The sequence below is a fragment of the Amycolatopsis sp. YIM 10 genome, from assembly GCF_009429145.1.
Taxonomy (GTDB): Bacteria; Actinomycetota; Actinomycetes; order Mycobacteriales; family Pseudonocardiaceae; genus Amycolatopsis.
Window position 1 is genome coordinate 8021283 of record NZ_CP045480.1, and the last position, 11483, is coordinate 8032765.

At 70.9% G+C, this 11483-nt stretch carries 13 protein-coding genes; all 13 read right to left on the bottom strand.

Annotated elements, in window-relative coordinates; translation table 11 throughout:
- Positions 1-3: 3 nt before the first annotated feature.
- Positions 4-765 carry a TIGR03943 family protein gene (locus tag YIM_RS37930; protein ID WP_153034960.1) on the bottom strand — a complete coding sequence of 254 codons (762 nt, stop codon included), beginning with the start codon at positions 763-765 and terminating at the stop codon, positions 4-6.
- On the bottom strand, positions 765-1775 hold the full coding sequence (locus YIM_RS37935; RefSeq protein ID WP_194239883.1) for a permease: 1011 nt from the start codon (positions 1773-1775) through the stop codon (positions 765-767). Before YIM_RS37935 ends, YIM_RS37930 begins: the two co-directional genes overlap by 1 nt.
- Before the next feature lie 25 nt (positions 1776-1800).
- Positions 1801-2220 (bottom strand): hypothetical protein, encoded by a 420-nt coding sequence (locus YIM_RS37940; protein WP_153034962.1) that lies wholly within the window; start codon positions 2218-2220, stop codon positions 1801-1803.
- Positions 2220-3041: an isoprenyl transferase gene (locus YIM_RS37945; RefSeq protein WP_153034963.1), complete on the bottom strand. Its 822-nt coding sequence runs from the start codon at positions 3039-3041 to the stop codon at positions 2220-2222. Before YIM_RS37945 ends, YIM_RS37940 begins: the two co-directional genes overlap by 1 nt.
- 40 nt (positions 3042-3081) lie before the next feature.
- Complete coding sequence (gene recO, locus YIM_RS37950; RefSeq protein WP_153034964.1) at positions 3082-3843, bottom strand: DNA repair protein RecO; 762 nt, start codon at positions 3841-3843, stop codon at positions 3082-3084.
- A 26-nt stretch (positions 3844-3869) separates the two neighbouring features.
- Positions 3870-4337, bottom strand: a complete 468-nt coding sequence (locus tag YIM_RS37955) for a CD225/dispanin family protein (RefSeq protein ID WP_153034965.1) — start codon at positions 4335-4337, stop codon at positions 3870-3872.
- A 70-nt stretch (positions 4338-4407) separates the two neighbouring features.
- Positions 4408-4869 carry a CD225/dispanin family protein gene (locus tag YIM_RS37960; RefSeq protein ID WP_194239884.1) on the bottom strand — a complete coding sequence of 154 codons (462 nt, stop codon included), beginning with the start codon at positions 4867-4869 and terminating at the stop codon, positions 4408-4410.
- A 46-nt stretch (positions 4870-4915) separates the two neighbouring features.
- The gene (locus YIM_RS37965) at positions 4916-5347 is read right to left on the bottom strand and encodes a CD225/dispanin family protein (protein WP_153034967.1); all 432 of its coding nucleotides are present in this window, start codon (positions 5345-5347) and stop codon (positions 4916-4918) included.
- Positions 5348-5534: 187 nt separating this feature from the next.
- On the bottom strand, positions 5535-6668 hold the full coding sequence (locus YIM_RS49885) for an RDD family protein (RefSeq protein ID WP_228004282.1): 1134 nt from the start codon (positions 6666-6668) through the stop codon (positions 5535-5537).
- A gap of 48 nt (positions 6669-6716) precedes the next feature.
- Positions 6717-7187: a DUF2752 domain-containing protein gene (locus tag YIM_RS37975; RefSeq protein ID WP_153034968.1), complete on the bottom strand. Its 471-nt coding sequence runs from the start codon at positions 7185-7187 to the stop codon at positions 6717-6719.
- Positions 7184-7522, bottom strand: coding sequence for a CD225/dispanin family protein (locus YIM_RS37980; protein ID WP_153034969.1), 339 nt, complete (start codon positions 7520-7522; stop codon positions 7184-7186). Before YIM_RS37980 ends, YIM_RS37975 begins: the two co-directional genes overlap by 4 nt.
- 26 nt (positions 7523-7548) lie before the next feature.
- Positions 7549-8451 carry a GTPase Era gene (era, locus tag YIM_RS37985; protein WP_153034970.1) on the bottom strand — a complete coding sequence of 301 codons (903 nt, stop codon included), beginning with the start codon at positions 8449-8451 and terminating at the stop codon, positions 7549-7551.
- A gap of 21 nt (positions 8452-8472) precedes the next feature.
- Positions 8473-11478, bottom strand: coding sequence for an AfsR/SARP family transcriptional regulator (locus tag YIM_RS37990; protein WP_153034971.1), 3006 nt, complete (start codon positions 11476-11478; stop codon positions 8473-8475).
- Between the last annotated feature and the right edge of the window lie 5 nt (positions 11479-11483).

Consider the following 11483-nt stretch of genomic DNA (forward strand, 5'->3'; position numbering starts at 1 on the left):
GGCTCAGTACTCGTACGGGTCCTTCGGCGCGGGCACCGGCCGCACCGAGGCCAGGGTGAAGTCGGGGGTGTAGTTGGTCTCCCTGGTGGTGGTGCCGGGCACGACCACGCCGGTGACCTCGATCCAGGCGTCCGGCTTCAGCCCTTCGGTGCCGGGGCCGAGCAGGCGCACGGTGACCGGGTTCGCGTCGGCCGCGCAGCAGCCGATGACCAGCCGCGCCAGCAGCACGTTCGCGCCGTCGCGGGCGACGAACCCGGACAGCGAGACGGTGCGCCCGTTGAGCGAACCGCTGGAGTCCCAGCCCGCCCTGGTGACGAACTCCGACACCGGCAGCGGCACCACGGCCTGCTCCGGCAGGGCGGGGAAGAGCTGCGCGTCCCGCAGCGCCGAGGACTGCGGGGTGCGGCCCTGCGTGCGGGTCACCGAATCCGAGCCGAGCGCGGGCGGTGCGACCAGGAACACCGCGAGCACCGGCACCATCAGTAGCCAGGCCGAGCGCGCCGGGTGCTGGTGTCCCTCATGCGCGTGCTCGTCGGCGCCGTCGACGCCGTCGGTGTCGGCAGCGGTGTCTGCGGCGGTGCGGCGGGCGGCCACCAGGTCCCGGCCGATCGCGACCACGCCGAGCAGCACCATGATCGCGCCACCGGCGATGATCCACGGCTGCTGCGCGGGCTTGACGTACCGCAGGTAGTCGCCGTTGAGGCTGATCTTGAGCAACGCCCCGCCGAGCAGGATGAGCAGGATGTTCTGCGTTTCCCGTCGCATCACGCGCCTCCGAGCAGGAACGATCCGGCGAGCACCGCGCTGGTGGTCGCGACGACGAAGGTGACCGGCGCGAACCGCAGCGCGAACGACCGGCCGAAGGTACCGGCCTGCAGCGCGAACAGCTTGACGTCCACGGCCGGGCCGACCACCAGGAACACCAGTTTCGGCAGCAGCGGCATCGCGGTCAGCGAGGCGGCGACGAACGCGTCGGCCTCACTGCACAGCGCCAGCACCACGGCGAGCACGGCCATCACCAGGATGCCGAGCACGATCTGCTCCCCCAGCACGCCGAACCACTCCGGCGGCACGAGCACGCCGAGCGAAGCCGAGATCAGCGCGCCAAGCACCAGGAAACCGCCCGCCTCGACCAGGTCCGTGCGGGCGATCTCGGCGAAGGTCTTCCAGCGCGAGCCCGGCTCGCTGTCCGGCAGGCGGCGCAGCGCGCGTTCGGCGATCCACTCCAGCTTGCCGAAGCGTGCCCACAGCCAGCCCATCACCATCGCGGTGACCAGCGAGGCGACGAACCGCGCGAGCACCATCATCGGCTCACCGGGAAAGGCGACCGCGGTGGCCACCATGACCACCGGGTTCACCGCGGGCGCGGCCAGCAGGAAGGTCAGCGCGGCGGCGGGCGCCACGCCCTGGCCCATCAGCCGTCGTGAGACCGGCACCGAAGCGCACTCGCAGCCCGGCAGCGCCACCCCGGCCAGCCCGGCGACGCCGACCGCGGCGCTCTCCCGCTTCGGCAGCACCTTCCGCAGCACGCGGGCCGGGACGAAGGCGGCGATCGCGCCGCTGATCAGCACCCCGAGCACCAGGAACGGCAGCGCCTGCACGCAGACGGCGACAAAAACGGTGGAGCCGGTGCGCAACGCGGGCACGTCGAGCACCTGCTGGAGCCAGCCCTGGGCGAGAATCGCGATCAGCAGCACCCCGCAGAGCACCTCGATGGAGGTGATCCGCGGTTTCCTGCGCGTCGTGCCCTCCGCGCTGTCGGAAATGATTCCCACGTTCGTGACTATGCCAGAACCGGGCTCAGGACTCCGGGATGCCCAGCAGATCGGTGCGCAGCTGCGAAGCCGTCGACACCACCAGCATCAGCAGCGTGCCCAGCGGCGAGGGATCCATGCCCTCCGCCGGGAAGGCGTACCGCAGGGTCACGTCCATGCCCCGCTCGGTGTGCACCACGCCCAGCGTGCCGAACAGGCCCTGCCCGGCGCGTTCGGCCGCGGACGCCGCGATCGACGGGTCGTCGGGCAGGTCCCAGGCCACCACGCAGGTCAGGCTCAGCACGGTCAGCCCGTCGGCCAGGCGCGTCGCCTGCACCACGCAGGGCACGTCGGCGTGCATGAAGGTGAGCGCGCCGTCGTCGTCGACGTGCACCTCGAGATAGCGCTCGAGGGACTCACGGGCGAGGGTGAGCAGGTTCGCGGTATCCGCGGCTTCGGTGGTCATCAGGCTCCTCCGGCCGACGCCGCGTCCACCGCGGCACCGAATCGCCGGTCACGTTTGGCGTACTCGAGACAGGCCGCCCACAGCCGGCGGCGGTCGAAGTCGGGAAACAGGGTGTCCTGGAAGACGAACTCGGCGTAGGCCGACTGCCACAGCATGAAGTTCGAGGTGCGCAGCTCCCCGGACGGGCGCAGGAACAGGTCCACGTCCGGCATCTCCGGCTGGTACAGGTACTTGGCGATGGTGCGCTCGTCGACCTTGTCCGGGTTGATCTTGCCCTCGGCGGCCAGCTGGGCGATCCGCCGCACCCCGTCGGCCAGCTCGGCGCGGCCGCCGTAGTTCACGCACATGGTCATGTTGAGCGTGGTGTTGTGCTTGGTCTTCTCCTCGGCCGCCTGCAACTCGTTGATCACGCTGCGCCACAGCCGCGGCCGCCGCCCGGCCCAGCGGATTCGCACCCCGATCGAGCCGAGGTAGTCGACCTGGCGGCGGATGGTGTCGCGGTTGAAGCCCATCAGGAAGCGCACCTCCTCCGGGCTGCGCTTCCAGTTCTCGGTGGAGAAGGCGTAGACCGAAAGCCACTTCACGCCCAGCTCCACCGCGCCGCTGGCGACGTCGATCATCACCGCCTCGCCGCGCTTGTGGCCCTCGATCCGGGGCAGCCCGCGCTGGTTGGCCCAGCGGCCGTTGCCGTCCATCACCAGCGCGACGTGCTTGGGCACCAGCTCGGCCGGGATCTCCGGCGGGCGCTCACCGGAGGAATGCGGTTCGGGCGCCCGCAGAGGCACCTGCGACGCCGGTGTGGAGCGTCCCCTGAGCCGCACTGTTCCTCCAGATCATCCGGGCGGGTTGTTCCACCCGACCCTACTTCCCGGTGACCTCGGCATCGCGGGCACGTCGCTCCACCAGTGGCAGGGACCGCAGCTGGCGCTCCAGGTGCCACTGCAGCTGGGCGGCGACCAGGCCGCTGGCGTCGCGGCGCGTGTTCGGGGCGGCGGCGTCGGCGGTGGGCCAGTCGCCGTGCAGGAGCGCGCCGAGCAGCTGGAAGATCTCGGGCGCGGGGTGCACCGAACCGGCCATCCGGCACCGGGGGCACATCGCGCCGCCACCGGCCACGCTGAACGCGCGGTGGGGGCCGGGTTCACCGCAGCGGGCGCACTCGTCGATCGCGGGCGCCCAGCCGGCGAAGGCCATCGCCCGCAGCAGGAAGGCGTCGAGCACCAGTGAGGCGTCGCGCTCACCGTCCGCCAGCGCGCGCAGGGCGCCGACGACGAGGAGGTAGAGCCGCAGCGCGGGCTCGCCCTCTTCGACGGTGAGCCGGTCGGCGGTCTCCACGATGGCGCTGGCCGAGGTGTAGCGGGGGTAGTCGGAGACGATCGGCATGGCGAACGCGTCCAGGGTCTGCACCTGGGTCACCACGTCGAGCGTGCGTCCGGTGTGGAACTGCACGTCCACGTGCACGAAGGGTTCGAGGCGGGCGCCGAACCGCGAGTTGGTGCGGCGGACGCCCTTCGCGGCGGCACGGACCTTGCCGTGCCGCCGCGTCAGGAAGCTGACGATCCGGTCGGCCTCGCCGAGCTTGTACGTCCGCAGCACCACTCCGGTGTCGCGGTAGAGACGGCTCACCGCCCTATCGTCCCACTACCGGCGGTTCAGCATGAGGTGGTGTAGTCGCAGTAGTTGTAGTCGTAGGTGCTGTAGGTGTTGTACGCGTCCACACCCGCACTGACCGCGACGATCGAGAAGATGATGGCGATGATGGCGATCACGCAGCCGATGCCACCGAGAATCGTGGAAACCAGGCACAGGGTCTTCGTCGTCCGCGAAGCCTGCTCGGCCATCGCGTAGTTGCCCTGCATCTTGTACTGGCCGACCTCGTTGGACTTCATGATCGCGAAGATCCCGAGGATGACCCCGCCGAGGAACAGCGAGACGATGGCCCAACCCTTGTAGTCCGGGATGTCCTGGCCGCCGGGCATTCCGGGCGGGCCGCCGAAACCGCCGCCGGGGGCACCGTAGGCGGGCTGCCCGTAAGGCGCGGGCATGCCACCGGACGGCGGGCCGTAGCCACCGGGCTGCTGGCCGTAACCCGGCTGCTGCTGGCCGTATGGATTGGTCATCGGATATCCCCTCGGGAAAAGTCGGCGGCGGCCCGGTGCTGGCCGGACCGCCGCCTCATGAACAGCTCAATCAGCAGGAAGTGGTGTAGTCGCAGTAGTTGTAGCCGTAGTCGGCGACCTCGTTCGCGGCGACGATCCCCATGATGATGAAGATGATCGAGAGCACGCAGCCGACGGCGCCGAGAATGGTCGAGACGAGACACAGGGTCTTCGTGGTCCGCGAGGCCTGCTCGGCCATCGGGTAGTTGCCCTGCATCTTGTACTGGCCGACCTCGTTGGACTTCATGATCGCGAAGATCCCGAGGATGACGCCGCCGAGGAACAGCGACGCGATGGCCCAGCCCTTGTAGTCGGGGATGTCCTGGCCGCCGGGCGCTCCGCCGGGCATTCCGGGCGGGCCGCCGAAACCGCCGCCGGGGGCACCGTAGGCGGGCTGCTGCCCGTAGGGCGCGGGCATGCCACCGGACGGCGGGCCGTAGCCACCGGGCTGCTGGCCGTAACCCGGCTGCTGCTGGCCGTAAGGATTGGTCATCGGAAAATCCCCCAAAGAGGCTGGAACGGTGAAAGGTGGAAAATCATCAGATGGCGGCGAGGCCGACGATCAGGAAGATCAGGCCGAACACGCAGCCGAGTCCGCCGAGAATGGTGGAGATCAGGCAGATCGTCTTCGTGGTCCGCGAAGCCTGCTCGGCCATCGCGTAGTTGCCCTGCATCTTGTACTGGCCGACCTCGTTCGATTTCATGATCGCGAAGATGCCCAGCAGGACGCCGCCGAGGAACAGCGAGGCGATGGCCCAGCCCTTGTAGTCCGGGATGTCCTGCACCGGACCACCCATGCCGGGACCGCCGCCGAAGGGCGACGGCTGGCCGTAGGGAGCGGGCTGACCGTACGGCGGCGACGGCTGACCGTACGGCGCGGGTGTCGCGCCCGACGGGGGGCCGTAGCCCGGTTGCGGCTGGCCGGGCGGCTGTTGGCCGTACGGCTGCTGCTGACCGTAGGGATTGGTCATGGGGCTTCCCCCTCGCTCACTTCACTCGGCTGAACTTATCGTCACGGTCGCTCCCGAGGCAGGCCGGTGCGCGGGAGCGTACTCGGTCGGGTGACCAGGTCGGCGCGCAGGCACCGATCGATACCGGAACGCCGTGACGTCGCGATAGGACGGTAGGCGACCGGGGCCGGTTCCACCCGGCTTTCGGTCAATTTCCCTTCGGCGCGGTGACCACGATCGTCTTAACGATCTTGTCGGCGAAGGTCTGGTTCTTCTCGTCCCACAGCGGCCAGAGGAAACCGACGTAGCAGGCAGCGGAATCGGCGGCGTGACAAAGATCGCGCACGAATGCCGAGCCGGTTCCGATCGGTGCCCCGGTCTCCTCGCCGACGAGCTTGATCCCCATCATCCGGCGGCCGAGCGACTGGCCGGTCTTGCCGCCCTGGATCCAGCGGTTGAGCACCACCCAGACCAGGCCGCCGAGCCAGCCGAGGCCCATGATGATCGCGCCCGCGGTGATCGAGCCGATCATCACCAGCCCACCGATCAGCACCACGGCGAGCACCGGGGCCAGATCGATCAGATACCCGCCGACGCGCTGTCCCCAGCTCGCCAGCTGCTGCCCACCGGGCCCCGCGGGCGGCCCGAACGGCGCGGCCTGCCCGGGCGGTTGCGGAAACGAACTCGCACCCGGCTGGTTCGACTGGCCCGGCTGGACTTGCGGGCCCGGCTGGACTTGCGGGCTCGGCTGCCCGAACGCCTGCGGTGCGGAAGCCTGTCCCGGCTGGTCGGCTTGGCCCGGCTGGGCGAACACCCCCGACTGGCCGGGCTGGCCTGGCTGCCCGGGTTGGCCCGGCTGCCCGAACGGCTGCGGCGCCTGCCCCGACTGCGGCCCCGTCGGCTGCGGTCCGGTCGGCTGACCGAAGGCTTGCGGCGCGCCCGACTGCGGTGCCTGCCCGAACGGCGGCTGTCCGTTACCCGGCCCGCCCGGGGCGAACGGGTTCGGCGGCGCCTGCCCCGGCTGCAACGGCTGGCCCGGTGCCTGGCCCGGCTGCGGAGTCTGGCCGGGTGCCTGTCCCGGGTGGCTGATGCGTTGCGTCAAACCCGGCTCGTCGCCGAAAACGCGTTGGGTGGCACCGGCGTCGGCGCCGGGGATGCGCTGGGTCAGGCCGGCGTCCGATGGCGAAACACGTTGCGTGGCACCCGAATCATCAACAGGCGGGAAGATTCCTTCCGGCGACACCCGTTGCGTCAGGTCCTCACCGGCCGGTCGCGCGGGCTGCCCACCGGCGACGGGCGGCTGCAGGCGGGTGGTCAGCTCAGGCTCGTCCGGCTTGCTCACTTACGTCCCCCTCGAAAAGGATCACCTGGTCCGGCGACGCAGCCTAGCTCACACGTACAACGCGTTGAACGGCGCGAACGGCAGGTTGCGCACAACGAACCAGACGGTGAACGCCACCCCGAACACCAGCGGCGTCCACCGCCAGTGCAGCCAGCTGTTCACCCACCGCCCGCGCCACCGGCCGACCGCCCACGCGACGATGCTCCACACCGACAACAGCACGATGACCAACGACAAAGCGTTGTAGTGCAACGCTCCCAGCAGATCCCCGTGCAACAGGCTGTACATCATCCGCAGCCCACCACAGCCGGGGCAGGCGATGCCCAGCAGCGAGTGCGTCGGGCAGACCGGCAGGAAACCGCCGGGCGTGGTCGGGTCGCCGAGCAGCACCGCCACGCAACCGGCCGCCCCGGCCGCGACCACCGCGGCGGGCGGGCCCAGCGCCCTGGCCCGTTCGGCGAAGGTGCGCGCCGGGACCCCGTTGTAGATCCCGGTGTACTCCCCCGCCGCCTGGCTCACAGCGCCCCCACTCCGAACAGTCCGATCCCGAGGAACACCACGAAGATCAGGATGTAGAGCACGAACAGGATGACGACGCTCAGCGCCGACCACATGGCCCACTTCTTCGCCTCGTCGGCCGCCTTGTGCGCGGCCTCGAAGTGCCCGGACAGCCACAACGTGTTGACCTGGTTGGACTTCACGATCGCCACCACACCCAGCGGCAGGCAGCACATGATCGTGGTCAGGATCGCCCACACCAGGTGGTTCTCCGGCGGCGGCCCGTAGTTCGGGGGCGGCGGCCCGTAGCCGTACCCGTAGCCACCGGGTGGTGGTTGCTGAAACGGACCGGTCATCCGCCCTCTCCTCGCCTCGAAAACGCCTAGAAACCCAGCCGCCGCAGCTGCTTCGGGTCCCGCTGCCACTCCTTGGCCACCTTGATGTGCAGATCCAGGTAGACCCTGCTGCCCAGCAACGCCTCGATCTGCCGCCGCGCCTGGGCCCCGACCTGCTTGAGCCGCTCCCCCTTGTGCCCGAGGATTATGCCCTTCTGGCTGGGGCGCTCCACATAGAGAAACGCGTGAACGTCGATCAGATCGTTACGTCCCTCGCGCGGCAGCATCTCTTCGACGGTCACCGCGATCGAGTGCGGCAGCTCGTCGTGCACGCCTTCGAGCGCGGCCTCGCGGATCAGCTCGGCCACCAGCGTCTGCTCCGGCTCGTCGGTCAGGTCGCCGTCCGGGTACAGCTGCGGGCCCTCGGGCAGCCGCCGCACCAGCACGTCGGCCAGCGTCTGGACCTGGAAGCCGTCGACCGCGGACACCGGGATCAGCTCGGCGAACTCCATCACGTTCTGCAGCGCCAGCAGCTGCTCGGCCACCCGCTCCTTCGACACCAGATCGGTCTTGGTGACCACGCCGATCACCGGGGTGCGCTTGGCGATCTTGGTCAGCTCGGCCGCGATGAACCGGTCACCGGGGCCCACCTTCTCGTCCGCCGGCACGCAGAACCCGACCACGTCCACCTCGGACCAGGTCGAGTGCACGATGTCGTTGAGCCGCTCGCCGAGCAGCGTGCGCGGCCGGTGCAGGCCGGGGGTGTCCACGATCACCAGCTGGGCGTCCTCGCGGTGCACCACGCCCCTGATCGCGTGCCTGGTGGTCTGCGGCTTGCTCGAGGTGATCGCGACCTTGGTCCCGACCAGCGCGTTGGTCAGCGTGGACTTGCCCGCGTTCGGGCGGCCGACGAAGCAGGCGAAACCGGAGCGGTGGGTGGTGGTGCTCATCCGCCCATCCTCCCTGACGCCTCACGCCGTCGACTCGGTGATCCCCCCGAGCAGCTCGTCCAGCTCGGCGGCGCCGGCGTGGTTGCCCAGCTCCAGGTGCAGCGCGCGGCCCTCGGTCCAGGCTTCGACGGCTTCGGCCACCCGCCCGGTTCCGTGCAGTGCCCGGCCGAGTTTCGCCAGCGCACCGGGCAGCCGCGCGACCAGCCTGCGCTCGCGGTATTCGGCCACGTACCCGGTCAGCTCGGCCGCGGCGAGGTCGTACCGGCCCTGTTCCAGGTGGACCTCGGCGAGCAGTTCCATCGGCAGGAAGCTGCTGGAGTGGTGCCGGTAGTTCGACGCCACCTCGACCGCCTGGTCGAGGGTGTCCTCGGCGGCGGACAGGTCGCCGGTGCGCAGGTGCAGGTCACCGAGGTGGGTGAGGGTCAGGGTGTGGAAACCGGCGTGGTCGAGCCGCCGGAACCCGGCCGCGGCGGTGCGGTAGGCGTCCACCGCCTCGTCCCACTGGCGCCGGTCCTGGCGGAGGTTGCCCAGCCGCATCCACGCCTCGGCCTCCGCCCTGGCGAAGCCGATCGCCCCGGCCAGGCGGCGCACCTCCAGCACGCACCGCAGCGCCTGATCTGCCTCGCCGCGCACGCGGTGGATGATCGACTCGTTGATCAGCGACAGGATCGTGGTGCGGTGCTTGGCCTGCTCACCGCTGAGCCGCCGGCTCTCCGCGTACGCCGCCATCGACTCGTCGTAGGCACCTTCGAGCCGCAGGCCCAGGCCGAGCAGCGAAAGGGCCTGCGCGCGGCCGGTGTCGTGCCCGAGTTCGGCGAACAGCTGCTCGGCCTGGCGCGCGTACCGCAGGCAGTCCGCGCTGCCGCGGCCCCACGCGCGGTCGGCCAGCCCGCGCAACAGCACCGCCTCGCCGAGCCGGTCGCCTTCGGCCACGCACTTCTCCAGTGCGGCGAGGTGCGTGCGTTCCCAGTCCTGCCCGAGCACGCGGTACTCGAAGTAACCGACAAGTGCCTCGGCGATCTGCCAGCCGACCGGCATGCGCGCGCCGCCGGTGACGATCGCCTGGAGGTTGCGGGCCTCGACGTCGAACCAGCCCGCCGCGTTGCCGCCAAGGATCTCCGGTTCCTCGGCGGCCAGCCGCTCCCGGTCCGGGCAGTTCGAGATCCGTTCCAGCGTGCGGTTGTCCAGCAGGTCGTCGGCGGCTTCGGCGAGCGCCAGCCACGCCGTGCGCGCCCGCTCCAGCGCCGCCGCGATCTCCTCGGGAGAGTCGCTCTCGGTCGCGCGCTCCCTGGCGAAGAGCCGGGTCAGGTCGTGCAGCCGGTACCGCGTCTGCCCGCAGACGTCGACGCCGACGTCCTCCACCAAGTGCACGTCGGCCAGCGCTTCCAGGGTGGCTTCGGCGCGGGCCGGTGACACGTCGAGCAGGGCGGCGCAGACCCAGGAAGCGAAGTCGGTGACGTCGAGCAGGCCGAGCAGCCGCAGCGCCCGCTGCTCCGCCGGCCGCAGCCCGGTGTAGCTGAGCGCCAGGCTCGCCCGCACCGCGAGATCACCGGCCACAAGCTCGTCGAGCCTGCCGCATTCGTCGGCCAGCCTGGCCGCGAGCTGCCCGATGCCCAGCCGCGACCGGGCGACCAGCTTCGCCGCGGCCACCCGGACCGCCAGCGGCAGATATCCGCACAGCCGGGCGATCTCGGCGACCGCGCCGGGTTCGGCCTCGATCCGCTCCTGGCCGACCACTCCGACGAGAAAGGCCCACGCCTGTTCCGGGGTGAACACCTCGACGTCGAGCGGTCGCCCGCCCTCCAGTCCGCTGAGCCTGGCGCGGCTGGTGACCACCACCGCGCACCCGGCCGAACCGGGCAGCAGCGGCCGCACCTGGTCCTCACCCACCGCGTTGTCCAGCAGCACCAGCACCCGCCGCCCGGCGAGCTTGCTGCGGAACAACGCCGATCGATCGGCCAGCTCGTCCGGGATGGCGCCGCCGTCGACGCCGAGCGAGAGCAGGAAGTTGGCCAGCACGCGTGCCGGGTCGCGCACCTCGTCCTGCGTGCCGCACAGGTCGACGTACAGCTGACCGTCCGGGAACCGGTCGGTCACCATGTGAGCGGCGCGCACGGCGAGCGTGGTCTTGCCGACCCCGCCCTGCCCGGCCAGCGTCACCACCGGCACCGCTTCACCGGTCGCGGTGAGCGTGCGCACGAGTTCGTCGAGTTCGACGGCGCGGCCGGTGAAATCTCCCACTGTCGGCGGCAACTGCGCCGGGCCGTCGAAGGCCTCGCGCCGCCGGACGCGCGGTTGTGGCTGGTGCCGCAGGGTTTCCCCGCGCAGCACCGCCTGTTCGAGCGCGCGCAGCTCGGCCATCGGCTCCAGCCCGAGTTCCCGGCTCAGCCGCCGGTGCAGCCGGCGATAGGCGGCCAGCGCGTCGCGCGTGCGGCCGGTCCGGTGCAGCGCGATCATCAGCTGAGCCCAGAGCCGCTGCTCGAACGGGTGCTCGTGGGTGAGCGCGAGCAGCGCGGGCACCAGCTCGGCCGCGCGGTCCAGCCGCAGCACCGCGTCGTGGTAGTCGAGCAGCGCGCCCACCCGCTCGTGTTCGAGCGCGGGCGCGATCCGCTCCGAGATCAGCTCCGATTCGATCCCGGCCAGCGGCGCACCGCGCCACAGGCACAGCGCGCGCTGGAAAAGCTCCGCCGCGGCCGCGTCGTCGTGCCAGGCCAGCTCCCGCGCCTTGGCCACAGACGCGCGGAAGCGGTGCAGGTCGACCCGGTTCGGCGCGACGTCGATGAGGTAACCGTTGGCCCTGGCCAGCACCTGCACCGGATGCCCGGCGAAGGAGCGTCGCAGCCGTGAGACCACCACCTGCACGGCGTTGCGCACGGTGTCCGGCCACTGCTCGCCCCACAGGGCGTCGGCGATCCGCTCCAGCGGCACCACCTGCCCCGGTTCGAGCAGGAGCATGGCCAGCAGGCACCGCTGCCTGCCCGCGCTGATGGTGCCCGAGGGCATACCGGTGATCTCGAGTGGTCCCAAGATCC